We start from the raw sequence: 26,241 nt of genomic DNA, 5'->3' as shown, positions 1-26,241 counted from the left end.
TCCGGAGGATGACCCGGAGGGGCGAGACCGGCGAGGAGCAGGGGGTCAGGGCTACCGGGACTCGCCCTGCACGTCGGCGTGCGGTGCGCGGCGTCCGTAGGAGGCGGGGATGGAGCCCAGCCGGCCCTTCTGGAAGTCCTCGAACGCGTCGAGGACCTCCTGCCGCGAGTTCATGACGAACGGGCCGGCCATGGCGATCGGCTCGCGGATCGGGGCGCCGCCGAGGACGACGACGTCGAGCGCCGGCGTGCGCGACTCCTGGGCCACCGCGCCGGTGATCGACACGGTGTCCCCGGGACCGAGCACGGCGAGCTGACCGGTGCGCACCGGGGCGCCGTCGATGCCGACGGAGCCCGCGCCGGAGAGCACGTAGACCAGGGCGTTGAAGTCCGGCCGCCAGGGCAGGTCCAGCCGCGCGCCCGGCGCCACGGTGGCGTGCACCATCGCCATCGGGGTGTAGGTCGACCCCGGGCCGGTGTGCCCACCGATGTCGCCGGCGATCACCCGGAGCAGCGCCCCGGCGTCCTGGCTGGCGAGCAGGACCGACTCCTGGGCCCGCAGGTCCTGGTAGCGCGGCTCGACCCACTTCTGCGCGCGCGGCAGGTTCACCCACAGCTGCAGGCCGTGGAAGAGCCCGCCGCTGACGACGAGCTGCTCCGGCGGGCGCTCGATGTGCAGGACGCCGCCGCCCGCGGTCATCCACTGGGTGTCCCCGTTGGTGATCGTGCCGCCGCCGCCGTGGGAGTCGGCGTGCTCGAACGTGCCGTCGATGATGTAGGTGACGGTCTCGAAGCCGCGGTGGGGGTGCCAGGAGGTGCCCTTCGGCTCCCCGGGGGCGTACTCGACCTCGCCCATCTGGTCCATGTGGATGAACGGGTCCAGGTCGCGGAGGTCGACGCCGGCGAACGCGCGGCGCACCGGGAAGCCCTCGCCCTCGAACCCCGACGGCGCCGTGGTGACCGAGCGGGTCCGGCGGCGGACGCTGCGGGGCGCGGGCAGGGGGACGCGGGGCAGCGTGGTGGTGTCCTCGACGGTCACGGCGGGCATGCCGGCCTCCTCGGTTGAGAGTTCAACTAGTGCCACCGTAACTCGTCCCGGCCGTGCTGTCTTCCCGCTCCGTGCCCGTGTTTCGGCGGTCGCCGGACCGGACACCGTGCGACGGTGCCGGACCTGCAGCTGCCCCGGCTCGGCTGCCCGAAGCGCATGGTCTTCGGCCCCTGCGGGGGGGTCCGCGGGGACGGGCGCTGCGAGGTGGCCGAGCACGAGTGCGTCTTCCTCGACGAGCCGGCGCCGCACTGGCCCGAGCGGCCGGTCGCACCGGCCGCGACCAGCGCCCTGCTCGCCGCCGCGGACACCGGTCCGGTGGTGCTCGCCGACCTCACGACGGCGCCGTTCGACGCCGGTTCCGTGCGCCGGGTGGTGGAGGTGCTGGCCCCGGTCTGCGACGCCGTGCTCGCCGGGGAGCACGCCAACCGCCCGGACGTGCCGCCCACCATGCTGGCCGCGCGGGTGCACGACGCCGGCGGCCGGCTGTGGACCACGCTGGCCTGCCGCGACCGCAACCGCGTCGTGCTGGAGCAGGAGCTGGCCGGGCTCGCGGCGCTCGGCGTCGACGGCGTCCTGTGCGTGACCGGCGACGCCCGCGGGCCGGGGGTCGCGGCCGGGGCCACCCAGGTGTTCGACCTGGACGGGCCGCGGCTGGCCGCGCTGGCCGCCGCCACCGGGCTGCCGGTCGCCGTCCCCGAGTCGCCCGAGGCGCCGCCGGTCGCCGCCCGCCCGGCGCGGGTGGCCGCCAAGCAGCGCGCCGGGGCGCAGCTGTGCGTGCTCAACCACGTCAGCAGCCCGGCGCGGGTCGCGGAGTTCGTGGCCGCCGCTCGGGCGGCCGGCGCGACGCTGCCGTTCCTCGCCGGGGTCGCCGTCTACACCGACGAGCGCTCGGCGCGGGTGCTGCAGCGCTTCCCCGGCCTGCACCTGGACGACGAGCGGGTCGAGCAGGTGCTGGCCGCGCCCGACCCGCGGGCCGCCGGGATCGCTGCGGCCGTCGAGGAGGCGCGGGCGCTGCTCGCCGTGGAGGGCGTGGTCGGGGTGAACCTGTCCGGGATGGGCTCGGGCCGGGGCGAGGACGACGGCGCGCGGATCAAGGCCGCCGTCGCGACGGAGCTGAGAGGGATGGCATGACGGAGCTCGCGAGCGAGGCGATGGAGGCGGAGTTCGACACCGTCGCCTGGCTGGACCGAGGAGGCCGTGCGCGCCCTCGGGCCGGAGACCGCCATCCCGGCGGGCTGCCGGGGGAGCGGCAGCGAGGGCGCGCTGCGCTGGCTGGCCGACCGGCTGGAGCTGCGCCCGGGGAGCCGGGTGCTCGACTCCGGCGCGGGCGTCGGCGGGCCGGCCGCCTGGCTCGCCGCCGAGCGCGGCGTCCGGCCGGTGTGCGCCGAGCCGATGGTCGCGGCGGTGCGGGCGTCGCGCCGGATGTTCGGCCTGCGCTCGGTCGTGGCCCTGGGCCAGCAGCTGCCCTTCGCCGACGGCTCCTTCGACGCCGCGGAGTGCCTGGGCGTGCTGGACACCATGCCGGACAAGGCCGGTGCACTCGGCGAGCTGCGGCGGGTGCTGGTCGACGGCGCCCGGCTCGGCCTGCTCGTCTTCGTCGCCGACGGCCCCCTCACCTCCCCGGCGCCCGACGGCAACGAGTTCCCGTCCGAGGCGGAGACCCGAGAGCTGCTCGCCGCCCGCCGGCTTCGAGGTCATCGACACCGCCGAGGCCGACCTCTCCGACAGCCCCGAGGAGTGGACCCGCGCCGCCGACGCCGTCGACGCCGAGGTGGCCCGCCGGCACGGTGGGGACCCGGCGTTCCGGCAGGCGGAGGAGAACTCCGGGCGGGTCGGCCGGCTGCTCGCCGACGGCGCGCTGCGCCCCTGGCTCGCCGTCGCGGTCGCCGTCTGAACCCTCCCGGCGAGATCCGCGAGATCGGCGATCTGGCGCCTTCCGGGCGTCCTATGCGGCGAGATCGGCGATCTGGCGCCTTCCGGGCGCCCTACGCGGCGAGATCGGCGATCTGGTCGCGTCGACGGGGGAGCGGGCGGCGGGTTCGCGCTGCCGAAACGCGCGGGACACATCCCCGAACTAGGTTCTCGACCATGGCGGATCTCTTCGACGGCTACCTCCTGGGGCAGCAGTGGGACGAGATGTTCGGCGACGTCGGCGAACCCCGGCCGCCGTACGCGGGCCTGCACTCCTCGCTCCAGCCGATCGACGGCGAGGAGCTGGCCGCGCGGGCCGACCTGCTCAGCCAGACCTACCGCGACGCCGGTGTCACCTTCGCCCACGCCGGCGAGGAGCAGCCGTTCCCGCTGGACATCGTGCCGCGGGTCATCGGCGCCGACGAGTGGGACGTCATCGAGCGCGGGGTCGTCCAGCGGGTGCTGGCGCTCGAGGCGTTCCTCGCCGACGTCTACGGCGCCGGCCAGGTCTTCGCCGACCGGGTGGTGCCGCGCAGCGTGGTCACCACCAGCGCGCACTTCCACCGCCAGGCGCACGGGCTGGTCCCGCCCAACGGCGTCCGCGTGCACGTCAGCGGCATCGACCTGGTCCGCGACGAGGCCGGCGACTTCCGGGTGCTCGAGGACAACCTGCGCTCGCCGTCAGGGGTCAGCTACGTGATCACCAACCGGGCGGCGATGAGCCAGGTGCTGCCCGAGCTGTTCGCCGACCACCGCATCCAGCCGGTCGACGACTACCCGTCCCGCCTGCTGGCCGCGCTCAAGGCCAGCGCGCCGTCGAACGTCGCCGACCCGACGGTCGTCGTCCTCACGCCCGGCGTCTACAACTCCGCCTACTTCGAGCACGCGCTGCTGGCCCGCCAGATGGGCGTCGAGCTGGTCGAGGGGCGCGACCTGGTCTGCGCCGGCAACCAGGTCAGCATGCGGACGACGGACGGGCAGCGCCGCGTCGACGTCATCTACCGCCGCATCGACGACGAGTTCCTCGACCCGGTGCACTTCCGCCCGGACTCGGTGATCGGCTGCGCCGGCGTCCTCAACGCGGCCCGCGCCGGCCGGGTGACCATCGCCAACGCGGTCGGCAACGGCGTCGCCGACGACAAGCTGCTCTACACCTGGGTGCCCGATTTGATCCGGTACTACCTGGGCGAGGAGCCGGTGCTGCAGAACGCCGAGACGCACCGGCTCGACGACCGGGACACCGTCGAGTGGGTGCTCGAGTCCCTCGACCAGCTGGTGCTCAAGCCGGTCGACGGCTCCGGCGGCAAGGGCATCGTCATCGGCCCGCGCGCCGACGAGAAGACGCTCCAGGAGCTGGCCGTGAAGGTGCGTGCGAAGCCCCGCGACTGGATCGCGCAGAAACCGATCGGGCTGTCCACCTGCCCGACGCTGGTGGGTGGCCGGATCGCCCCGCGGCACGTGGACCTGCGGCCCTTCGCGGTCAACGACGGCGACAAGGTGTGGGTGCTGCCCGGCGGGCTGACCCGGGTGGCGCTGCCGGAGGGGGAGCTGGTGGTCAACTCCAGCCAGGGCGGGGGCTCCAAGGACACCTGGGTGCTCAGCCGCCCCCGGCCGGTCGACAGCACGGTGCCGCTGGGCCCGGCCCGCGACACCACCACCATCGAGTTCACCGCCGCCGACCTGCCCGACGAGCCACCGACGCAGGACCCCGGCCCGCTGAACGACAACGCCCTGGCCCAGTCGCAGCAGTCGGAGCAGCAGCAGCAAGGGGGCAGAGATGGCCATGTCTGCCCCTCGGGGAGGCGCGGGATGCTGAGCCGGATCGCGGAGTCGCTGTTCTGGATCGGCCGCTACGTAGAGCGGGCCGATGACACCGCCCGCATCCTCGACGTGCACACCCAGCGGCTGGTCGAGGACCCGTGGATCGACGAGCGCCGGGCCTGCGCCAACCTGCTCGCGCTCATGGGGACGCCGGTACCCGAGGAGGAGGCCGACACCGAGCGGGTACTGGCCGGCCTGGCGTTCGACCGGGCCAGCCCGAGCTCGATCGTCGGCGCGCTCTCGGCGGCGCGGGAGAACGCCCGCGGTGCCCGCGAGGTGCTCAGCGCCGAGATCTGGGAGTCGCTCAACGTCACGCACAACGCGCTGCCGCAGCAGCGCACCATGGCCCGCCGGTACGGCCCGCACTCGCTGTTCCGCTTCGTCCGCGAGCGCTCGGCGATGGTGTTCGGGCTGGCCGACGCCACGATGAGCCGCGACGAGAGCTGGCTGTTCCTCATCCTGGGCCGCTCCCTGGAGCGGGTGGACATGACCGCGCGGATGCTCTCCACCCGCGTGCTCGCCGGCGACGCCGCGCCGTCCTGGACGCTGGTGCTGCGCTCCACCGGCGCCTACGAGCCCTACCTGCGCACCTACCGCGGGGTCGTGGACTCCAGCCGCGCCGCGGAGTTCCTGCTGCTGGACCGGTTGTTCCCGCGCTCGGTGTTCGCCTCGCTGGAGCAGGCCGAGGCGTGCCTGGCCGAGCTGGAGCGCTCCACGGTCCGCGACGCGGCCCGGGTCGGCGTCGCCGGGGAGGCGCACCGCATCGTCGGCCGGGCGCGCACGATGCTCGAGTTCATGTCCACCCCCGAGCTGCTGGCCCAGCTGCCGGTCCGGCTCGAGGAGCTGCAGCGGACCTGCTCGGCGGCGAGCGCGGCGGTCACCCACCGCTTCTTCACCGAACAGGCGCCGCAGGTGTGGGTGCCGGAGGAGGCAGGGTGAGCGGCCGATGACCCAGTTCCAGACGCAGGCGCCGCCCGCGCGCAGCGGCGGCTCCCGCTGGCGGCTGCAGATCGTGCACCGCACCCGCTTCCACTACAGCGGGCCGGTGCGCTCCTCCTACAACGAGGCCCGGCTGACGCCGGAGAACAGCGCGCGGCAGACGACGCTGCGCTCCCGGGTGGAGATCGAACCGGGCGCCACCGCCTACGCCTACCGCGACTACTGGGGCTCGACGGTCACCGCCTTCGACCTGCACACCCCGCACGCGGAGCTCGTCGTCACCGGCACCTCGACCGTGGAGGCCGGTCCGGACCTCGCCGCGCACGACCGGCTGGGCTGGTCCGCGCTCACCGGCCGCGAGGTCCGCGAGCAGTTCGGCGAGCTGCTCGCGCCGACGGCGCTCACCGCCATCGACGACGACGTCGTCGCCGCGGCGCGGGAGGCCGTGGGCGACGCGATCCCGCACGACGCCGGCCCGCTGGTGTGCGAGTTCGTGCACGACCGCATGGAGTACCTGCCGGGCTCCACCAACGTGAAGACCAACGCCATGCAGGCCTGGACGTCCGGCAAGGGTGTCTGCCAGGACATCTCGCACGTCACCGTGGGCATCCTGCGCGCGCTCGGGCTGCCCGCCCGGTACGTCTCGGGGTACCTGCACCCGCGGCCCGACGGCGAGATCGGCGCCGCGGTGACCGGCGAGAGCCACGCCTGGGTGGAGTGGTGGGACGGCGGCTGGAACGGCTTCGACCCGACGAACGCGGTGCCGATCGGCAACCGGCACGTCACGCTCGGCCGGGGACGCGACTACGGAGACGTCCCGCCGTTCAAGGGGCTGTTCTCCGGCCCGAAGAGCGAGGGCCACACCGTCACCGTGGAGGTCACCCGGCTCGCCTGACCCGCGACACCCGCTGACTGGTGTCGCTCCACCGGTCCGACCTGCCAGGATGCCGCGGGTGCCCGGGCCGTCCCGGCCGGGGCGGAGCGGATGGGGTCCCATGCGTCGTCGGTGGTCGGTCCTGGGTGCGGCGGCGAGCCTGCTCGTGGCAGCGGGGTGCACGAGCGAGCCGGAGGAGCCGGCGGAGCCCTCGGCGGCGGCCGCGGCCGACGGCGAGGGCTGGACGGTGCTCGTCTACTCGATCGCCGACACCGACCTCGAGCCCTACCTCCTGGCCGACCTGGAGGAGTTCGCCGAGGTCGGGTCGCAGGACGGCCTGCAGGTCGCGGCCATGGTCGACCGCTCCGCCGACTACAGCAGCGACCCGTTCCTCGGCCTGGACGACTGGGTCGGCGCGAAGTACGTGTCGATCGGCCAGGGCGAGGCCACCGAGCTGGCCGACGTGGGCGACGTCGACACCGGCGACCCCACGCCGCTGGCCGACTTCATCGCCGCCGGGATCACCGACCACCCGGCCGAGCACTACGCGCTGGTGATCAGCGACCACGGCGCCTCCTGGCCCGGCGTCGGCGGGGACGAGGGCTCGGACTTCAGCAGCCTGAGCCTGGAGGAGATCCGCAGCGGCATCGCCGACGGCCTGGACCAGGCCGGCGTGGAGAAGCTGGACCTGCTGGGCTTCGACGCCTGCCTCATGGCCACCTACGAGACGGCCAGCACGATGGCCCCGCTGGCCGACCGGATGATCGCCAGCCAGGAGCTGGAGCCGGGTCACGGCTGGGACTACCGCGCCTTCCAGGTGGCCGCCGACGACCCCGCGGTCGACGTCGACACCCTCGGGACCGCGATCGTCGACGGCTTCGCCGCGCAGGCGGAGGAGGCCGGGACCGGCGCCGACATCACCCTCTCGATGATCGACCTGACCGCCATGGACGCCGTCGACGAGGCGGTGGCCGCGTTCGGCGAGGCGCTCGGCGAGCGCGCGGCCGCGGTCGCCCCCGTCGTCGGCCGGGAGCGCGCCTCGGTTCTCTCCTTCGGCCGCGACCCCGACCCCGAGGTGGACACGCACATGGCCGACCTCGGCCTGCTGGCCGCCGAGATCGGCGTGGACGCCCTCGACGTCTCCGACCAGGCCGACGCCGTCATCCGGGCGCTCGACGACGCCGTCCCGTACAAGATCGCCGGCCCGGCGGCACTGGGCGCCAGCGGCCTGTCGATCTACTTCCCGCCGACCGAGGACCTGCTGAACCCCGACTACGCCTCGGTGGAGAGCGCGCAGGCGTGGAGCGAGTTCCTGGCCAGCTACTTCGACGCCGGCAAGGCCATCCCGGTCGAGCAGCAGGCGTCCTTCGGCGACGGCAGCGTCGAGGCGTTCTTCGACGAGGACGGGCTGAACCTCTTCGCGACCTTCGCCGAGGCGGCCGCGGAGAACGTGGTCTGGTCCTCGATCAGCTACGGCGAGCTCGCCGACGACGGGTCGGTCACCTTCTTCGGCGAGGAGGAGGCCGACATCGCCGAGGACGGCTCCGGGGGCGTCCTGGGGATCTACGACCTGACCGTCATGACGATCAGCGACGGCATCGACACCTCGTACGCCTACCTGACGCTGGCCTGGGACGACGAGGCCGAGGTGGGCACCATCGACGTCCCGCTGGCCTACTTCGAGCCCGGCGAGGACGAGGAGTACCGGGACGTGACGCTGACGATCACGTTCGACCCGGAGACCGGGGACGTGCTCAACGAGACCTACTACGGGACGACGTCCGCCGGCACCTACGGGGAGCTCACCGCCGACCCCGAGGGGATCATCGTGCCCAAGCTGCTGGTGGTCGCCGCCGACGGCAGCTCGTCCTGGGAGCCGGCCACCGACGTCGGGCTCTACGCCGACCTGCCGAGCCTGCAGTACGACTTCGAGACGCTGGAGAGCGGCACCGCGCTGTTCGCCCAGCTGTCGGTCACCGACTTCGGCGGCAACAGCGACGCGGTGTCGGCGGAGGTCGTCGTCCCCTGATGCGGCGGCTGCCGGTCCCTCAGGGGGCCGGCAGCTCGCGGTCGGGGCGCAGGTTGCGGATCGGGACGCCGGCGGCCTCGTCGTCGGGGGTCATGGGCGGCAGGTGCGCCGTGCGGGCGGGGACGTACCGCTGCCACCACCCGGGGGCGTCGGCCAGCCAGGCGTCGCCGAGGTCGGTCAGCCGGCCGTCGCTGCCCAGCGCCGCCCAGCCCATGGCGATCCGTATGCCCACGGCCATCAGCACGAGCTTGCCGGCGACCCCGCGGCGGCGGTGGGCGGGCGCCACGTAGATCTGCCCGATGACGCCGGAGGACGGCGACCAGCGCAGCGCCCCGACCTGGTTGGCCCACGACAGGTCCCGGCGGGCGAACGCGGCGCGGTCCAGCAGTGCGCCGTCGGGGGCGTCGGCGGTGGAGAAGGCGACCAGGTCGACCTGGTCGCCGCAGCCGGCCGGGGAGACGACGCCCCACAGCAGCGGCGCGCCCGGGGCCGCCTCGGGCGAGACCAGGACGCGCCGCGGGAGCCGGCCGGGCACCGGGACCTGCGCCTCGACCTGCCAGCCGGCGGGGTGCCGCGGGGGGCCGGGCAGCTCGACGACCGTGCCGGCGGCGAAGTCCGGCGTGGCGACGCCGACGATCACCCGCCCCGGCGGCGCCGCGTGGGAGGCGTACCAGATCCCGGGTGCCGCCGGGTCGATCACCGGGTGCGCCGCCGGGCGACGCCGACCGTCACCGCGCCGGCGGCGACCAGGCCGGCGCCGAGCGCGAGGACGGGCATCGGCGCAGCACCCGTGGCGGCCAGCCGGCCGGAGCCGCCGGACGCCGGGGCCGACGCGCCCGCAGCGGGTGCGGGAGCGGCCGCGGCGAGCGTGCTGCTCGCGGGGGTCGTCGCAGGGGCGGTCGAGACGGGCAGCAGAACAGGGGCGCCGGTGTCGGCGACGCTGCTGGCAGCGGCCAGCGTCAGCAGGAACGGCGCCGTCGAGAAGGGCGAGCCGTCGGCGGACGCGGTCTGCCGGATCTGGTACTGCCCGGGGAGGTACAGGCCGGGGAAGAGCAGCTGCCCGCCCGCGCTGGAGACGGCGCTGACGGTCAGCGGGCTCGCGGCGGCGATCGGCGCGGAACCGGACGCCGTCGTCGGCGCGGCGGCGGCGCAGGTGCCGCCGGGCTGGGTGCACAGCTCGAAGGTCGCGCCGGCCACGGGTGCGCCGCCGGCACCGGTGAGGGTGACCCCGAGCGTCCGGTAGGCGCCCGGGGCCTCGAACACCGCGGCGACCGGGCCCTCGAAGTCCTCGTCGGTGTAGCCGGCGATGGTCCGGCCGCCGGCCGGGAGCAGCACCTGGCCCGAGGTCGGGACGCGGACGAGCTCGACGGTGAACTCGGACAGCGGGAAGAGGATCGCCCCGTCGACGTCGGTGTCGATCACCATCTCGGAGCCGGTGAAGTCGCAGGGGTTCCCGTTGCCGTCGGTGTCCGCCTCGTCCCAGGTGCACTCGATGACGGGGACGCCGTCCGGGAAGTCCTCGGTGTCCGAGGTGTCCCGGTCGAAGACCTTCGTGTAGGTCACGCGGAACGTCGCGCCGGTCCGGTCGAGCTCGGCGTCCGCGGGGAAGGAGCTGCCCGCGCTGACGAGGAGGTCGGGCTCGAGCTTGCCCCAGCCGAAGTGGGCCGCGGTGGCGCTCGCGGGCGAGGCCCCGGCGGCCAGCGGCGCGGGGGTGAGGACCTCTGCGGCCTCCGTCCCGGCCTCGGGCTGCGCGGCGGCGCCCGGGTCCGGCGTCTCGTCGGCCGGGGCGGCCAGGGCGGTGGCCGGGACGCCGAGGGTGACGGCGCCCAGGGTCAGGGCGGTGAGCCCGCCGGCACGACGGGCACGGGCGGAGGTGGCGAGGGACACGGAGAGCTCCAGGGGTGGACCGCCGAGCCACTCGGCGTGTCGAGCGGGAACTGTCCTCGTCCGGGCGTCTGCGCAGGTCAGCGGCGTGCGGCGTGTCCTGACGGGCCGGGGGAGGGGTCTTCGTCAACGTCCGCCATCAGCGCGCGATACTGGGGGGTGATGAGCACCCCCTTGAACCTGGTCAACCTGGAGCGGGTGCACAAGGCGCACGGCACCACCAATGATCCTCGACGACGTCTCCCTGGGCGTCGCCGCGGGCGAGCGGATCGGCGTCGTGGGCCGCAACGGCGGCGGGAAGTCCACGCTGCTGTCCCTGCTCACGGGCACCGACGAACCCGACTCCGGCCGCGTGACCCGGCGCGGCGACCTCGCCATGGGCGTGCTCGACCAGCTCGGCACGCTGCCCGAGGGGACGACGGTGCGCGACGTCGTCCTCCCGACCAGCATGTTCGCCAACGAGCACGAGTGGGCCGCCGATCCCGCCGTCCGCAGCGTGCTCGCCGGCCTCGAGCTCGACCGGATGGGACTGGACGCCCCGGTCGCCCCGATGTCCGGTGGCGAGCGCCGGCGGGTGGCGCTCGCCGCGCAGCTCATCCGCCCGCTGGACCTGCTGGTCCTCGACGAGCCGACCAACCACCTCGACGTCGAGGGCGTCGCCTGGCTGGCCGAGTACGTCAACCAGCGCGCCGGCGGGCTCGTCGTCGTCACCCACGACCGGTGGTTCCTCGACGAGGTCTGCACCACGACGTGGGAGGTCGCCGACGGGAACGTGCACGCCTACGACGGCGGGTACTCGGCGTACACCCTGGCCCGCGCGGAGCGGGCGCGGATCGCCTCGGTCACCGAGGAGCGCCGGCTGAACCTGGTCCGCAAGGAGCTGGCCTGGCTGCGGCGCGGCCCGCCGGCCCGCACCAGCAAGCCGAAGTTCCGCATCGAGGCCGCGCAGGCGCTGATCGCCGACGAGCCCCCGGCGCGGGACTCGATGGCGCTCAAGGGGTTCGCCGCGAAGCGGCTCGGCAAGACCGTCTACGAGCTGGAGGACGTCAGCTACGCCGTCCCCACCGAGGACGGGCCGCGCACGCTGTTCCGCGACCTGACCTGGAACGTCGGCCCGGGCGACCGGATCGGCATCGTCGGCGTGAACGGCGCGGGCAAGACCTCGCTGCTCAAGCTGCTCGTGGGGGAGACCTCCCCGGACGCCGGCACCGTGGTCGTCGGGCAGACGGTGTCGCCGGCCTACCTGTCCCAGCACGTGACCGAGCTGCCCCCCAAGGCGCGGGTGCTGGAGGCGGTGCAGGACGTCGCCCGGCTGGCCCGGATCGGCAACCAGGAGATCTCGGCGTCGACGCTGGCCGAGCGGTTCGGCTTCGCGGCCAACCGCCAGTGGACGCCGGTCGGGGACCTCTCCGGCGGCGAGCGGCGTCGGCTCCAGCTGCTCCGGCTGCTCATGGCCGAGCCGAACGTGCTGGTGCTCGACGAGCCGACCAACGACCTGGACATCGACACCCTGACCGCGCTGGAGGACCTGCTCGACGGCTTCCCCGGCACGGTGCTGGTGGTCAGCCACGACCGGTACTTCGTGGACCGCGTCTGCGACAAGGTGGTCGCGCTGCTGGGCGACGGCTCGCTGGCCGAGCTGCCCGGCGGGGTGGACGAGTACCTGCGCCGCCGCGCCGCGGGCGGTGCTCCGCTGTCGACGGCGTCCGGCGGCGGGGGCACCCGCCCGGTGGGCGCGCCCTCGACCTCCGCCCCGGCCGTCTCGGCGGCCGATGCTCGGGCGGCGAAGAAGGAGGTCGGCCGGCTCGAGCGCCGCATGCTCAAGCTGGACGCCGACGAGAAGAAGCTGCACGAGCAGCTCGCCGCCGCCGCGACGGACTACGCGAAGGCCGCCGAGCTGGACGCGAAGCTCAAGGAGCTGCAGGCGGAGAAGACCGAGGTCGAGGAGGCCTGGCTGACCGCCTCCGAGCTCGCCGACGGCTGAGCCGGCACGTACTCCCGGCGCAGCGCGTCCTCCCTCACCGCCGAGCGTCCTCCCTCACCGCGGACCGTGAGGGAGGACGCTCGATGATCAGGTGACCTGATCGTGGCGGGGTGACTCAGGCGGTGGTGGCCTCCACGCGGGAGCGCTGGATCATCCGCAGGCCGATCGCGATCGCCGGGACGGCGCCGACGAGCGCGTACACGCCGAACAGCACCGGGCTGAAGGGCGTCGCCATCGAGGCAACCAGCGACGCGACGCACGGGGCGACCAGCCACCAGCTGATGACGCCGGCCCGCGCCAGGCCCGAGTAGGCGATCACCGGCCCGAGCAGCCCGAACAGGGTCAGCGTGCCGGCGACGGCGACCCCCACGGAGCCGTTCACGGTCTCGAACAGCGCCAGGGCGGTGGCCTGGTCGAGCTCGCTGCCGATGGCGCCGGTCCAGTAGTCGAACTGCACCATGCCGGTGACGGTCACCAGGCCGATCGCCGAGAGCAGCGCGCCGACGATCGTCGTCCTGCTGCCGCGGCGGCCGCGGACCAGCGCCGGTGCGGCCAGCCAGGCCAGCGCCAGCGCCAGGTTCCCGTAGTGCAGGAGCATCGCGGAGAGCGCGGTCCGGCCCTCGTCGCGGGCCAGCGAGGCGATGTAGTCGGCGTCGGACATCGAGTCGGCCGGCGGCGAGGCGGCCATACCGGTGACGTACAGCAGCGAGCCGGCGATCAGCGCGCCGCCGGCGAGCGGTAGCAGGCGGGAGCCGGCGGAACGGGGGCGCTCGTCGAGAGCCGGGGCGGGCGGGGTGGTGAGTGAGGTCGTCATGGCCGGAAAAGCTAGGGACGGCCGGGGGTGCGGGGCGTCCACCGGGACGGACCGATCTCCCTCCGCCGCGAGGGGGACCCGACGGCGTCCCCGTTCGGCCGCGAGGGGGATGTGCGCAGGTCCGCGCGGCCCCTAGCGTGCTCGCATGCCGCGCTGGTCCGCCTCCCTCCCCGACCGCAGCCACCTGGTCTGGGCCGCCGTCGGGCTCGCGCTGGGCAGCATGTCCGTCGTCGAGACGGCGACCGACTCGGTCTTCGACTACGGCATGGCGGCGGCGCTGCCCGGGGTCGCGGTCGGCGTGCTGCTGGCGCTCAGCCCGCGCTGGCCGGCGGCCGCGGCACTGGCCGGCGCGTTCTCGGTCTTCGGCAACTACGCGCTGGGCACCCCCGGTCCCGGGGGCGCCCAGCTGCTCGGCATGGGCGTGCTCATCGGGCACGCCGCCGCGGTGCTGCCGCCCTGGCGCGGTGCCGGCGTCGCGGCCCTCTCGGCGCTGGTCGTGGTCGGCTCCGGCTTCCTGGCCATCCCCTCGCCCTGGGAGGGGCTGTTCTACCTGCTGGTCGCCGCCGCCGCGTGGGGCGTCGGGGCGCTGGTCCACCAGGTGCAGGCGCGCTCGCGGGAGCTGCAGGTGCTCGCGGCCCGCCTGGCCGCGCAGCAGGAGGCCGTCGCGGCGTCCGCGGTGGTCGCCGAGCGGGCCCGGATCGCCCGCGAGGTGCACGACTCCGTGGCGCACTCGGTCAGCGTGATGGTGCTGCAGATGGGCGGGTTGCGCCGGCTGCTGCCCGACCACCCGGAGGCCCAGGAGGTGCTGCTGGGCCTGGAGCGGCTGGGCCGCGAGGCGGTCGACGAGATGCGCCGGGTGGTCGGCATCCTGCGCGACGGGGTGGCAGGGGAGGCCGCCGACCCGGCGCCGCAGCCCTCGCTGGCCCGGCTGGACGCCGTGCTCGACGAGCTCCGCGCCGGCGGCATGCCCATCGAGCTGGTGGTCACCGGCGAGCCCGTCGAGCTGCCCCAGCTCGTGGACGTGAGCGCCGTGCGGGTCGTGCAGGAGGCGCTGTCCAACGTCGTCCGGCACGCGGGCGCCGCCGCCACGCGGGTCGAGGTGGCCTGGAGCCGGGGCCAGGTCGCCGTCGCCGTCTGCGACGACGGGCGGCCGCGGGTGCCGGCCCCGCGGAGCGCGGGCGGCACCTCCGGTGGGCACGGCCAGCTGCACATGCGCGAACGGGTGGCGGTCTCCGGCGGCGCGCTGGAGGTGGGGCCGGTGCGCGGCGGCGGGTACCGGGTGCGCGCCACCTTCCCGCTGCCGGCGGAGGCCGCGGCGGTGCGCGCGTGACGATCCGGGTGGTGCTGGTCGACGACCAGGCGATGGTGCGCACCGGCCTGCGCATGGTGCTCGCCGCCGAGGACGACATCGAGGTCGTCGGGGAGGCCGACGACGGCGCGGCCGGCGTCCGCGTGGTCACCGAGCTGATCCCGGACGTCGTGCTCATGGACGTGCGGATGCCCGGGACCGACGGGCTCGAGGCGGCCCGGCAGATCCTCGTCGCGGACCTGCCCACCCGTGTCGTCGTCCTGACCACGTTCGACGAGGACGAGTACGTGGCCGCCGCCCTGCGCGCGGGGGTGAGCGGGTTCCTCCTCAAGGTGGCCCCGCCGGAGGACCTGGTCGGCGCCGTGCGCACGGTGGCCGCGGGGCAGGGGCTGCTCGACCCGGCGGTCACGCTGCGGGTGATCGAGCGGTACGCCGCCGCCCCGGCCCCCGATCCGGCCCGCGCCGCCGCGCTCGCCGGGCTCACCGAGCGGGAGACCGACGTGCTGGCCCTCGTCGCCGCCGGGCACTCCAACGCCGAGATCGCCGCCCGCCTCTACCTCGGCGAGGCGACGGTCAAGACCCACGTGAGCCGGATCCTGCTCAAGCTGGGTCTGCGCGACCGGGTGCAGGCCGTGGCGTTCGCCTACGAGAGCGGGCTGGTGACGCCCGGCGGTCGTTGAACGCGGGACGGTAACCTGGACGGCACCGCCGGTGTCCTCCGACGTCTGTGGTCCCCCGAGCCCCTCGAGACTCCCGGAGACCCGTGCTCGCTCTGCTGCTCCTCCACCTGGTCGCTGCGACGGCTGCGCCGTTGCTCGTGCGCTGGTGGGGGCGGCAGGCCTTCCTCGCCCTGGCGCTCGTCCCTGCGGCAGCCTTCGCCTGGACCATGGCCCAGCTCGGCACCGTCACCGGCGGCGACGAGGTCCGCGAGACGACGGCGTGGGTGCCCGCGCTCGACCTCGAGCTCGCGCTGCGCCTCGACGAGCTCTCCCTGACCCTGGCCGCGCTGGTCACCGGCGTCGGCGCGCTCGTGCTGCTCTACTGCGCGCGCTACTTCGAGCCCGACGACGAGGGCATCGGCCGCTTCGCCGGCAACCTCACCGCGTTCGCGGGCTCCATGCTCGGGCTCGTCCTCGCCGACGACCTGCTCCTGCTCTACGTGTTCTGGGAGCTCACCACCGTCTTCTCCTATCTGCTGATCGGCGGCTCCGGCGCCCGCCTGGCGGCCCGGCGCGCGGCCAGCCAGGCGCTGGTGCTCACCACCGCCGGCGGCCTGGCGATGCTGGTCGGGCTGATCATGATCGGGGAGACCAGCGGCAGCTACCTGCTGTCGGAGGTGGTCGCGAACCCGGGCGACGGGCCGTTCCTGATCGCGGGCACGGTGCTGGTCCTGGTCGGGGCGATCACCAAGTCCGCGATGATCCCGTTCCACTTCTGGCTGCCCGCCGCCATGGAGGCGCCGACGCCGGTCAGCGCCTACCTGCACGCCGCGGCCATGGTGAAGGCCGGCATCTACCTGGTGGCCCGCCTGGCGCCCGGATTCGCCGAGGTGCCGGGCTGGCGGCCGATCGTGCTCGGGCTGGGCCTGGCGACGATGCTCGTCGGCGGCTACCGCGCGCTGCGGCAGAACGACCTCAAGCTGCTGCTGGCCTTCGGCACCGTCAGCCAGCTGGGCTTCCTCATGGTGCTGGTCGGCGCCGGCAGCCAGGAGATGGCCGCGGCCGGGCTGGCGATGGTGGTCGCGCACGCCCTGTTCAAGTCCACCCTCTTCCTGAGCGTCGGCGTGATCGACCACGCGACCGGCACCCGCGACCTGCGCGTGCTCTCCGGCCTCGGCCGCCGGCTGCCGGTGCTCGCCCTCGTCGCCGGGCTGGCCGGGGCCTCCATGGCCGGCATCCCGCCGCTGCTCGGCTTCGTCGGCAAGGAGGCGGCGTTCACCGCGCTGCTGGACGGCGGCCTGCCCGACCGCACCGCCGCCCTGCTGGAGCTGGCCGGGCTGGTGCTCGGGTCGGTGCTCACCGCGGCCTACACGTTCCGCTTCCTGTGGGGCGCCTTCGCCCGCAAGCCCGCCTGCGCCGACACCGAGCTGGTGCACCCGCCGACCGGACTCTTCCTCGCCGCCCCGGCGCTGCTGGCGACGGCGAGCCTGGTCCTCGGCCCGGGCAGCCCCCTGCTCGACCCGCTGGCTGCCGGCTACGCCGAGGACCTGCCGCTGATCGCCCCGGAGGCCGAGCACCTGGCGCTGTGGCACGGCCTGCAGCCGGCCCTGGCGCTCTCGGCCATCACCCTGCTCGGCGGCTACGCGATCTTCGCCCTCCGCGCGCCGATCAACCGGTTCCAGCGGAAGGTGGCCGTCGGCGCCTCGGCCGACGAGGGCTACTGGAACGTCATGCAGGGCCTGGACCGGCTGTCGGTGCTGGTCACCGGGACGACGCAGCGCGGCTCGCTGCCGGCCTACCTGGGCACGATCCTCGTCGTCGTCCTCGCGCTGCCCGGCAGCGTGCTGCTGTTCCGGGCGCCGTGGCCGGGGGAGTGGCGCGCCTGGGACACCCCGATCCAGGCGCTCGTCGGCGCGGTCGTGCTCATCGCCGCCGTGCTCGCGCTCCGGATCCGCCAGCGGCTGTCGGCGGTGCTCGTCGTCGGCGTCACCGGCTACGGCCTGGCCGTGCTGTTCGTGCTGCAGGGGGCGCCGGACCTCGCGCTCACCCAGTTCCTCATCGAGACGCTGACCCTGGTCGTCTTCGTCCTCGTGCTGCGCAAGCTGCCCAAGGACATCACCGACCGGCACCGCCCGCGCGAGCGCGCCGTCCGCGGCGTCATCGCCGTCGCCGTCGGCCTGCTCATGGCCTGCGTCGGGGCCGTGGCGCTCAGCTCGCGGACCGCCACCCCGGTCTCCGTCGACTACCCGGAGGCCGCCTACGAGTTCGGCGGCGGCCAGAACATCGTCAACGTGACCCTGGTCGACATCCGCGCCTGGGACACCCTCGGCGAGATCTCGGTGCTCGTCGTGGCCGCCACCGGCGTCGCCAGCCTGGTGTTCCTGCGCCGGCGCACCGGCGGTGTCGAGCGGATCGACCCCGTGCAGCTGGCCCGGCGCACCGACAACCTCCGCCGCGCGCCCCGCGGGCAGTGGCTGGCGGCGTCGGCCGCGCTGGCCCCCGAGCGGCGGTCGGTGGTGCTCGAGGTCATCACCCGGATCCTGTTCCACACCGTCGTCGTGTTCTCGGTGTACCTGCTGTTCAGCGGGCACAACGAACCCGGCGGCGGGTTCGCCGGCGGGCTGGTGGCCGGGCTCGCGCTCGTGCTGCGCTACCTCGCCGGCGGCCGCTACGAGCTGGGCGAGGCGGCGCCGGTCGACCCGGGCCTGCTGCTGGGCATCGGGCTGCTGTTCGCCGGCGGCACCGGCGTCGTCGGGCTGGCGTTGGGCGCCGAGGTGCTGCAGACGGCGATCCTGCAGACGACGCTGCCGGTCCTGGGCGACGTCAAGCTCGTGACCTCGCTGTTCTTCGACATCGGCGTCTACCTGGTGGTGGTCGGCCTGGTCCTCGACATCCTGCGCAGCCTCGGCGCCGAGCTGGACCGCCAGGTGGACGAGAACGACCCGATCGACGCCGCGCCCGACGAGGTGATCGTCCGATGACGCCCACCGTCGTCCTGCCGGTGATCATCGGCGGCCTCTACGCCGCCGGGGTCTACCTGCTGCTGGACCGCAGCCTGACCCGCGTGCTGCTCGGCGTCCTGCTGCTCGGCAACGCCACCAACCTGCTGCTGCTGTCCTCGGGCGGCCCGAACGGCCGCGCGCCGATCCTCGGCTACGCAGAACCCGAGGAGATGACCGACCCGATGCCCCAGGCGCTGATCCTCACCGCCATCGTCATCACCTTCGGGATCTCCGCGTTCCTGCTGGCGATCATCTACCGCTCCTGGCGGCTGGTCCGGCAGGAGGTCGTCGGGGTGGACGAGGAGGACCGCCGGGTGGCGCGCCGCTCGCGCAGCACCGACGCCGACGAGATCGACCCGGACGACCTCGCCCCCGAGGACCGCCCGGCCGGGCACGCCGACAGCCTGCAGTCCGACGCCGAGGTGGAGGCGCTGCTGGAGCAACGGCTCCCCGGCATCCCCTCCGACGACGTCGACCTGCCGGTCGGGGAAGGCGGGAACCGGTGATCAGCGTCCTGACCCCCCTGCCGGTGCTGCTGCCGCTCCTGGGCGCAGCCGCGGCGCTGCTGGTCGGCGGGCGGCACCCGGGCGTGCAGCGGGCGCTGAGCATCGTGGTGCTCACCGCGGTGCTCACCGTCTCGGTCGTGCTGCTCGTCATCGCCGACTCCGACGGCGCCGCCTCGGTCTCCGTGGGCGGCTGGCCGGTGCCGCTGGGCATCGTGCTGGTCGTCGACCGGCTGTCGGCTCTCATGCTGGTGGTCGCGGCGACGGTGGCGCTCGGGGTGCTCGTGTTCGCCGTCGGCCAGGGCTCGGCCGACGGCGACGAGGAGACGCCGCTGTCGATCTTCCACCCGACGTTCCTGGTGCTGATCGCGGGCGTGGCCAACGCGTTCCTCGCCGGCGACCTGTTCAACCTCTACGTCGGCTTCGAGATCCTGCTGACCGCCAGCTACGTGCTGCTGACCCTCGGCGGCTCGGCCCCCCGCATCCGCGCCGGCATCACCTACATCGTGGTGAGCCTGCTGTCGTCGCTGATCTTCCTCGCCGCGATCGCGCTGGTCTACGCGTCGACCGGCACGGTGAACCTGGCCCAGCTCGCCGTCCGGCTGCAGGAGCTGCCCGACGGCACCCAGCTGTTGCTGCAGTCGATGCTGCTCATCGCGTTCGCCATCAAGGCGGCGGTCTTCCCGCTGTCGGCGTGGTTGCCGGACAGCTACCCGACCGCGCCGGCGCCGGTCACCGCGGTGTTCGCCGGCCTGCTGACCAAGGTCGGCGTCTACGCGATCATCCGCACCCAGACGCTGCTGTTCCCGGGTGGGGCGTTCGACGGGATCCTCATGTGGGCGGCGCTCGCGACGATGGTGATCGGCATCCTCGGTGCGGTGGCGCAGACCGACATCCGGCGGATCCTGTCGTTCACGCTGGTCAGCCACATCGGCTACATGGTGTTCGGCATCGCGCTGGCCTCCACCGCGGGGCTGGCCGGCGCGATCTTCTACGTCGTCCACCACATCGCCATCCAGACCACGCTGTTCCTGGTCGCCGGGCTCGTCGAGCGGCAGGGCGGGTCGACGTCGGTGGACCGGCTGGGCGGCCTCGCGACGGCGTCGCCGCTGCTCGCCGTCCTGTACTTCGTGCCGGCCATGAACCTGGCGGGGATCCCACCGTTCTCCGGCTTCATCGGCAAGGTCGGGCTGCTCGAGGCGGGCATCGACGACGGCGGCACGCTGCCGGTGGTGCTGGTCGTGGGCGGCGTCGTGACCAGCCTGCTCACGCTGGTGGCGATCTCGCGGGTCTGGAACCGCGCGTTCTGGCGGCCACCGGCGCAGTCGGCGGCGCAGGATTCCTCGGACGCCGCGGCCGCCGACGCCGGGCCGGAGCTGCAGCCGGCGGGCGTGTCCGCCGACGCCCCGGGTGCCGCGGAGACCGACGCCGGGGGTGCCGACGAGGCGGCCGCAGCGGGCGCGTCGGCGGCCGGGGGACGCCGGGCCGCGCGGCGCGCGGCGTGGCTGCGGCACACCGCCGTCGCGACCGACTCCGAGCCGGCCGAGGCCGGGCGGGGCGGGGAGCGCGGGCGGGGCCGGGAACGGCCGCTGGAGCCGCTGCCCCGGGTGATGGTCGGGGCCACCGCGGCGATGGTCGTGGTGACCGTGGGCCTCACCGCCGTCGCCGGCCCGCTGTACGGGGTGGCGATGCGCGCTGCCGAGGACCTGCGGGACCGGACGCCGTACATCTCCGCCGTCTTCGGAGCGGAGGACGCGCAGTGAGCGCCGGGGGGCGAGCCGTGGGCACGGACCCGGGTGGCGAGGGGCTGGCCCACCAGCTGAAGCACCAGGTGCCGCTGATGCTGTGGCTGGTCTTCGTCTGGATGCTGCTGTGGGGCACCTGGTCGTGGGCGAACCTGATCAGCGGGTCCGTGGTGGCCCTGGCGGTGACCGTGCTGCTGCCGCTGTCCCCCGGTGATCGGCGGCGCACGGGTGCACCCGGTGGGGCTGGCGGTCTTCGTCGGCTACTTCTTCGTCGACCTGGTGCGCTCGGCGGCGCTGGTGGCGTGGCAGACGCTGCGGCCGGGCGGGATCGGCAACAGCGCGATCATCCAGGTGCAGATGCGCACCGACTCCGACCTGCTGCTGACCATCGTGGCCGAGTCGCTGACGCTGGTGCCCGGCTCGGTGGTGATCGACATGGACCGCGAGCGGCGGACGCTGTCGCTGCACATCCTGCACGTGCGCGACCTCGCCGACGTGGAGTCGCGCCGGGCCGCGGTGCTGGCCGAGGAGGAGCGGGTGGTGCGGGCGTTCGGGTCGCCGGACGAGATCGCCGCGCTCGCGCACGCCCCGGGTGAGGCGCCGGTCGCGACGGGGAGGCGGACACCGTGATCGCCGTGTTCTGGGCGGCCTACGTGATGCTCGGCGCGGGTGCGCTGCTCACCCTGGTGCGGCTGGCGCGCGGCCCGTCGCTGCTGGACCGGGTGGTGGCCACCGACGTCCTGCTGGTGATCATCTCGGCGGGCCTGGCGGTGTACGCGGCGCTGCAGCGCGACCCGACCGTCGTGCCGGTGCTCGTGGTGGTGTCGCTGCTGGCCTTCGTCGGCTCGGTGTCGGTGGCCCGCTACATCGGCGGCATGCTCCTCACCTCCGGCGGGGACGGCCAGGACGTCGGCCTGCCGCTGGCCGACGAGGAGCGGATCGCCCGAGGGGCGGAGGAGGAGCGGCGATGAGCGACGTGGACAGCGTCCGCGACGTCGTGGCCGTGGTGCTCCTGCTGGCGGGGGCGTTCCTGTGCCTCACCGCCGGGCTGGGCCTCGTGCGGTTCCACGACGTGCTGACCCGCATGCACGCGGGCACCAAGCCGCAGGTGCTCGGCATCCTGCTGATCATGATCGGCGGCGCGATCCGGCTGGAGGGCTGGTCGGCAACGTGGATGCTGCTGCTGGTCGCGGTGTTCCAGATGCTCACCGCCCCGGTGAGCGCGCACATGATCAGCCGGGTGGCCTACCGCCGGCGGCACGTGCGGCGCGACCTGCTGCTGGTCGACGAGCTGCGCACCGGCGAGGCGGCCGACCGGCTGTACCGCGGCGACGAGCCGGCCGACGCCCCGCCGGAGGAGCCCGCGACGGCGCTCGAGGAGAGCCGTCGCGACGAGGGGACCCTCCCGCCCGCCTGAGCGGGAGGGACCCCCGGTCCGCCTAGCGCTGGGCCCGGTTGACCGCGGAGACGACCGCGCGCAGCGAGGCGGTGACGATGTTGGCGTCGATGCCGACGCCCCACAGGATGCGGTCGCCGACGGCGCACTCGACGTAGGCGGCCGCGCGGGCGTCGCCGCCGGCGGAGAGCGCGTGCTCGGCGTAGTCCAGCACCCGGACGTCGACGTCCACGCCGGACAGGGCGTCGACGAACGCGGCGATGGGGCCGTTGCCGCGGCCCTGCAGCGTCACCGGGACGCCGTTGTCCACCAGGTCGACGACGATCTCGTCCTCCTGTTCCCCGCTGGCGGTGTGCCGGTGCCCGGCCAGGCCGAACCGGCCCCACGGGGCGTCGGGGTCGGGCAGGTACTCGTTGGAGAACGCGGTCCACATCTGGGCCGCGGTCACCTCGCCGCCCTCGTCGTCGGTGTGCTGCTGGATGACCGCGCTGAACTCGATCTGCAGCCGGCGGGGCAGGTCGAGGTGGTTCTCGGTCTTCATGATGTAGGCGACGCCGCCCTTGCCGGACTGGCTGTTCACCCGGATGACGGCCTCGTAGCTGCGGCCGACGTCCTTGGGGTCGATCGGCAGGTACGGCACCGCCCACGGCATCCGGTCGACGGTGGTGCCGGCGGCCGCGGCGTCGGCCTCGAGGGCCTTGAAGCCCTTGTTGATCGCGTCCTGGTGGGAGCCGGAGAACGCGGTGTAGACCAGGTCGCCGCCGTAGGGGTGCCGCTCGTGCACGCCCAGCTGGTTGCAGTACTCGACGGTGCGGCGGATCTCGTCGATGTCGGAGAAGTCGATCTGCGGGTCGATGCCCTGGCTGAACAGGTTCAGGCCCAGGGTGACCAGGTCGACGTTGCCGGTGCGCTCGCCGTTGCCGAACAGGCAGCCCTCGATGCGGTCGGCGCCGGCGCGGTAGCCCAGCTCGGCGGCGGCGACGGCGGTGCCGCGGTCGTTGTGCGGGTGCAGGCTGAGGACCACCGAGTCGCGGCGGCCCAGGTTGCGGTGCATCCACTCGATCTGGTCGGCGTAGACGGTCGGCTCGGCCATCTCGACGGTGGCCGGCAGGTTGAGGATCGTCGGCCGGTCGGGGGTGGGCTCCCAGACGTCGGTGACGGCGTCGCAGATCTCGACGGCGAAGTCGAGCTCGGTGCCGGTGAAGGACTCGGGGGAGTACTCGTAGCGGATGTCGGTGTCGCCCATCTGCTCGGCGAACTTCCGCACCACCCGGGCGCCGTGGACGGCGATGTCGACGATGCCGGCGCGGTCGGAGTCGAACACGACGCGGCGCTGCAGGGTGCTGGTCGAGTTGTACAGGTGGACGATCGCCTGCTTGGCGCCGACCAGGGACTCGAACGTGCGCTCGATGAGCTCGTCGCGGGCCTGCGTCAGCACCTGGATGCAGACGTCGTCGGGGACCAGGTCGTCCTCGATGAGCTGCCGGACGAAGTCGAAGTCGGTCTGGCTGGCCGCGGGGAAGCCGACCTCGATCTCCTTGTAGCCCATGCCGACCAGCAGCTGGAACATGCGCCGCTTGCGATCGGGGGTCATCGGGTCGATGAGGGCCTGGTTGCCGTCACGCAGGTCGACCGCGCACCAGCGCGGGGCCTGGGTGGTGACGCGGTCGGGCCACGTGCGGTCGGCCAGGACGACCGGGGTGAAGGGGGCGTAGCGGTGGATCGGCATCCGCGAGGCCTGCTGCGGATGGCGTACGTGCGGGTGCTGCTCGTTCACGGAAGGGCTCCTCTGGCGCGGGCTGGACTCAGCTCCGGTGGGGCGGTCAGCAGGCGCCGGGAACGCGTGGGGTCACGGCGGGACACCGCGGCGAGGGGGCCGACCTAGGAGAGGGCCTCGCCGCGGCTCATAAGCAGGAGGCTGCCGCGCACGCCGTCACGGTACCAGCGCCTCAGGCGAGGTCGCAGGAACACGGGCAGCTCTCGGTGTGGACGGGCGGCCCGGACCGGTCGTCGAGCTCGTCGCACGCCGGCGGGCACGCGCACTCGAAGCCGGGGTCGCCGCTCCGGAGCTCGCCTGCGAGGAACCGGTGCGCCCGTTCCTCGCGGAGGCGGCGGATCGCGGCGAGACGCCGGGCCGCGGCCCGCTCCTCCGGTGCGTCGCCGGGCTGCGGCACGAGGTGGTCGTCCGGCCGGTCCCCTGCCCGGGTGCCGGCGTCGTCCCACGGAGAGCGGCGGTCGAACGTGTACGTCGGCCGGCGCAGGGTCGGGCGGTGCTCCCACCTCCAGGCGCGCTCCTCGCTCAGCACGGTGTCGAGGTGGGCCGGGAACCGCCGTCCGCCCCTGTCCCGCACGCCGTCCGGGCGCATGCCCCGGACCTCGTGGTCGTCGCCGTCGAGCAGCGCCAGGCGCAGGCCGGCCAGGTCCGCCGCTGCCGCGAGGACACGGACGTCGAGGCCACCACCGCCGGTCTCAGCAGCCGCGATCGCGGACTTCGAGGCGCCGACCCGCGCGGCCAGCTCGCGCTGCGACAGGTCGGCCGACCGGCGGATGCGGCGCAGGATGCCGCTCAGGTCGAAGCCGGTCCCGGGCACGTGTCGATGGTGGTCGACCCCGACCGCCGTCCCGGGGCAGCTCGTGCATCTGTGGACAGCCGGTCCGTGCCCACAGGGTCGGCGGCGGACGCCCGGCGGTCCTGCGAACACTCTTCCCCGCACAGTTGGCTTCTGCCCACGGAGATGGGCAGAAGCCAACTGTGCGCGGGAGCATCGGGCGAGGTCGCGCTCCGGGGCGACGGGTCAGACCTGCGCCGCGGCCCACAGGACGCAGGCCAGGAGGATGACCAGGCTGCTGAGCAGGGCGGTGCCGTTGGTGCCGAGGGAGCGCATGTCAGACCATTCCGAACTTCTCGCTGTGGACGCGGTGGCGGGGGACGTCGAGCCAGTCGAGGTAGGCCTCGACGGACTCGACCATCTGCTCCCCCGAGCAGATGAAGTACTGCAGGGAGCGGCGGTGCTGCGGCAGCAGGCGGTCGAGCAGATCGGCGTCGACGTGCCCCCGCACCCCGGTCCACTGCTCCGACGGTCGGCTGATGACGTGGACCACCCGGAGGTTCAGCCGGTCCTGCAGGCGGGCGAGCTGCCGCACGCCGGTCACCTGGTCCTCGTACCGGTTGGCGAGGATCAGCGTGCAGGGCCGCTGGTCGCCCTGGTCGGCGAGGGTGGCGAGCATGCTGAGGAACGGCGTGACCCCGACCCCGGCCGCGATGAAGACGAAGCCCATGCCCGGGTGCCGCTCGAGGGTGAACGAGCCGTGCGGGCCGTCGACGTAGACGGTGTCGCCGATCTGCAGGCCGCGGATGGAGTCGGTGAAGTCGCCGACCTGCTTGATGGTGAACTCGACGCGGGCCGCGTGCGCGCTCGACGACATCGAGAACGGGTGGTACGTCAGCGTGAACGGGGTCCGGCCCGGGAGGATCCAGGCGAACTGGCCGGCGCGGAAGCGGAACGGGCGGGCGTGCCGCCGCGCGGGCTCGAGCCCCACGGTGACGCTCCCGCCCGGCTCGGGCCACAGCGTGGCCACGCGGAAGCGGCGCCGCCACAGCGCCAGGGGCTTCACCAGCCGGACCCACACGGCCAGCCACAGGAAGGCCGCGGTGTAGCAGCCCCAGACCAGGCGCATCAGGGGTTCGCTGAAGTAGTAGCCGACGCCGAACGCGTGGCCGAGGCCGGCGAGGACGATCCCCACCCCGAGGGCGGAGTGGAGCACGTGCCACACCGGGTAGCTGATCCGCAGCGCCCGCCGCCAGATCGAGGTCACCATCAGCGCCAGCAGGGCGAGGACCGACAGCCACGCCAGCTGGGCGCGCAGCGGGGCGTGGACGACGTCGAGCAGCCGGCGGTAGGTGTCCGACGTGCAGAACAGCAGCACCGGGTGGCCGAAGGCGGCCAGCACCGCGAGGAACGAGATCTGTCGGTGGTACCGCAGGACCGCGTCGATCCCGAACGGGGCCGTCGCGCGGGTGAAGCGGGCGGCCAGGGCGAACTGCAGGCCCAGGACCGACAGGGCGACGAATCCCAGCGCCACCGACAGGTTGACGACGAAGCCCCGCCCGGCGTGCTCCTCGCCGAAGCACAGCGCCAGGGGGGTCAGGCCGATGGCGACGTGCCCCGCGACCCACCCCGCCGCCCGTCCGCCGGTGGAGGGGGCGGCCCGCCGGGGCCGGCTCTGGACCGCCGGGTAGCTGCCGGAGTCCGGCGCGGGCAGTCGCGGAGGGTGCGGTCGCGGCGTGGGCCGTCGTGGCGCGGGCACCCGGCCGGGAGGGGAG

20 protein-coding genes and 2 pseudogenes are annotated in these 26,241 nt (G+C 74.3%); 15 read left to right on the top strand and 7 right to left on the bottom strand.

Going from position 1 to position 26,241, the window contains the following annotated elements; all coding sequences use genetic code 11:
• Positions 1-51 precede the first annotated feature (51 nt).
• Positions 52-1,047: a pirin family protein gene (locus tag JKP76_RS03045; protein ID WP_200489497.1), complete on the bottom strand. Its 996-nt coding sequence runs from the start codon at positions 1,045-1,047 to the stop codon at positions 52-54.
• A 114-nt stretch (positions 1,048-1,161) separates the two neighbouring features.
• On the opposite strand from JKP76_RS03045, the gene JKP76_RS03040 reads away from it, so the two are divergent.
• The 6 genes and pseudogenes from JKP76_RS03040 (at position 1,162) to JKP76_RS03025 (ending at position 8,621) form a co-directional block, all read left to right on the top strand.
• Entirely contained in the window at positions 1,162-2,178 is a 1,017-nt protein-coding gene (locus JKP76_RS03040) for a methylenetetrahydrofolate reductase C-terminal domain-containing protein (protein WP_309229405.1), read from the top strand.
• A gap of 66 nt (positions 2,179-2,244) precedes the next feature.
• Positions 2,245-2,568 (top strand): annotated as a pseudogene (locus JKP76_RS23825) (class I SAM-dependent methyltransferase); the annotation flags it as partial.
• A gap of 567 nt (positions 2,569-3,135) precedes the next feature.
• A pseudogene (locus JKP76_RS23820) lies at positions 3,136-4,557 on the top strand (circularly permuted type 2 ATP-grasp protein); the annotation flags it as partial.
• 210 nt (positions 4,558-4,767) lie between these two features.
• Positions 4,768-5,718 carry an alpha-E domain-containing protein gene (locus JKP76_RS23815; protein WP_200492697.1) on the top strand — a complete coding sequence of 317 codons (951 nt, stop codon included), beginning with the start codon at positions 4,768-4,770 and terminating at the stop codon, positions 5,716-5,718.
• Positions 5,719-5,725: 7 nt separating this feature from the next.
• Positions 5,726-6,613, top strand: coding sequence for a transglutaminase family protein (locus tag JKP76_RS03030; RefSeq protein WP_200489495.1), 888 nt, complete (start codon positions 5,726-5,728; stop codon positions 6,611-6,613).
• A 100-nt stretch (positions 6,614-6,713) separates the two neighbouring features.
• Entirely contained in the window at positions 6,714-8,621 is a 1,908-nt protein-coding gene (locus tag JKP76_RS03025) for a clostripain-related cysteine peptidase (protein WP_200489494.1), read from the top strand.
• Positions 8,622-8,640: 19 nt separating this feature from the next.
• Here JKP76_RS03025 and JKP76_RS03020 read toward each other — a convergent pair whose 3' ends face one another.
• Positions 8,641-9,321 (bottom strand): hypothetical protein, encoded by a 681-nt coding sequence (locus JKP76_RS03020; RefSeq protein ID WP_200489493.1) that lies wholly within the window; start codon positions 9,319-9,321, stop codon positions 8,641-8,643.
• Entirely contained in the window at positions 9,318-10,508 is a 1,191-nt protein-coding gene (locus JKP76_RS03015; protein WP_200489492.1) for a hypothetical protein, read from the bottom strand. Before JKP76_RS03015 ends, JKP76_RS03020 begins: the two co-directional genes overlap by 4 nt.
• A gap of 220 nt (positions 10,509-10,728) precedes the next feature.
• On the opposite strand from JKP76_RS03015, the gene JKP76_RS03010 reads away from it, so the two are divergent.
• A complete protein-coding gene (locus tag JKP76_RS03010; protein ID WP_242471166.1) occupies positions 10,729-12,489 on the top strand; it encodes an ABC-F family ATP-binding cassette domain-containing protein in 1,761 nt (586 codons plus the stop codon).
• 115 nt (positions 12,490-12,604) lie between these two features.
• On the opposite strand, the gene JKP76_RS03005 is transcribed toward JKP76_RS03010, so the two are convergent.
• Complete coding sequence (locus JKP76_RS03005) at positions 12,605-13,303, bottom strand: hypothetical protein (RefSeq protein ID WP_200489491.1); 699 nt, start codon at positions 13,301-13,303, stop codon at positions 12,605-12,607.
• A 145-nt stretch (positions 13,304-13,448) separates the two neighbouring features.
• On the opposite strand from JKP76_RS03005, the gene JKP76_RS03000 reads away from it, so the two are divergent.
• The 8 genes from JKP76_RS03000 (at position 13,449) to mnhG (ending at position 21,938) form a co-directional block, all read left to right on the top strand.
• The gene (locus JKP76_RS03000; protein ID WP_200489490.1) at positions 13,449-14,633 is read left to right on the top strand and encodes a sensor histidine kinase; all 1,185 of its coding nucleotides are present in this window, start codon (positions 13,449-13,451) and stop codon (positions 14,631-14,633) included.
• The gene (locus JKP76_RS02995) at positions 14,630-15,292 is read left to right on the top strand and encodes a response regulator transcription factor (RefSeq protein ID WP_200489489.1); all 663 of its coding nucleotides are present in this window, start codon (positions 14,630-14,632) and stop codon (positions 15,290-15,292) included. Before JKP76_RS03000 ends, JKP76_RS02995 begins: the two co-directional genes overlap by 4 nt.
• An 83-nt stretch (positions 15,293-15,375) precedes the next feature.
• Positions 15,376-18,252: a Na+/H+ antiporter subunit A gene (locus JKP76_RS02990; RefSeq protein ID WP_200489488.1), complete on the top strand. Its 2,877-nt coding sequence runs from the start codon at positions 15,376-15,378 to the stop codon at positions 18,250-18,252.
• Positions 18,249-18,779: a Na(+)/H(+) antiporter subunit C gene (locus JKP76_RS02985; RefSeq protein WP_200489487.1), complete on the top strand. Its 531-nt coding sequence runs from the start codon at positions 18,249-18,251 to the stop codon at positions 18,777-18,779. The genes JKP76_RS02990 and JKP76_RS02985 overlap by 4 nt, the downstream gene beginning before the upstream one ends.
• On the top strand, positions 18,776-20,539 hold the full coding sequence (locus tag JKP76_RS02980; RefSeq protein WP_200489486.1) for a Na+/H+ antiporter subunit D: 1,764 nt from the start codon (positions 18,776-18,778) through the stop codon (positions 20,537-20,539). The genes JKP76_RS02985 and JKP76_RS02980 overlap by 4 nt, the downstream gene beginning before the upstream one ends.
• A 192-nt stretch (positions 20,540-20,731) precedes the next feature.
• Positions 20,732-21,151, top strand: a complete 420-nt coding sequence (locus JKP76_RS02975; protein WP_309232823.1) for a Na+/H+ antiporter subunit E — start codon at positions 20,732-20,734, stop codon at positions 21,149-21,151.
• The gene (locus tag JKP76_RS02970; protein ID WP_309229407.1) at positions 21,148-21,492 is read left to right on the top strand and encodes a monovalent cation/H+ antiporter complex subunit F; all 345 of its coding nucleotides are present in this window, start codon (positions 21,148-21,150) and stop codon (positions 21,490-21,492) included. The genes JKP76_RS02975 and JKP76_RS02970 overlap by 4 nt, the downstream gene beginning before the upstream one ends.
• Entirely contained in the window at positions 21,489-21,938 is a 450-nt protein-coding gene (mnhG, locus tag JKP76_RS02965; RefSeq protein WP_200489485.1) for a monovalent cation/H(+) antiporter subunit G, read from the top strand. The genes JKP76_RS02970 and mnhG overlap by 4 nt, the downstream gene beginning before the upstream one ends.
• 22 nt (positions 21,939-21,960) lie before the next feature.
• On the opposite strand, the gene leuA is transcribed toward mnhG, so the two are convergent.
• The 3 genes from leuA to JKP76_RS02950 form a co-directional block, all read right to left on the bottom strand.
• On the bottom strand, positions 21,961-23,694 hold the full coding sequence (gene leuA / locus JKP76_RS02960) for a 2-isopropylmalate synthase (RefSeq protein ID WP_200489484.1): 1,734 nt from the start codon (positions 23,692-23,694) through the stop codon (positions 21,961-21,963).
• Positions 23,695-23,866: 172 nt separating this feature from the next.
• On the bottom strand, positions 23,867-24,508 hold the full coding sequence (locus JKP76_RS02955) for a helix-turn-helix domain-containing protein (protein ID WP_200489483.1): 642 nt from the start codon (positions 24,506-24,508) through the stop codon (positions 23,867-23,869).
• Positions 24,509-24,803: 295 nt separating this feature from the next.
• Entirely contained in the window at positions 24,804-26,225 is a 1,422-nt protein-coding gene (locus tag JKP76_RS02950) for a ferric reductase-like transmembrane domain-containing protein (RefSeq protein WP_200489482.1), read from the bottom strand.
• Positions 26,226-26,241: the final 16 nt, after the last annotated feature.

Origin of the sequence: Blastococcus sp. TML/C7B, from assembly GCF_016612845.1 — a bacterium.
In the GTDB taxonomy this organism is placed as follows: domain Bacteria; phylum Actinomycetota; class Actinomycetes; order Mycobacteriales; family Geodermatophilaceae; genus Blastococcus.
This window is presented reverse-complemented; position numbering and strand designations above follow the sequence as displayed.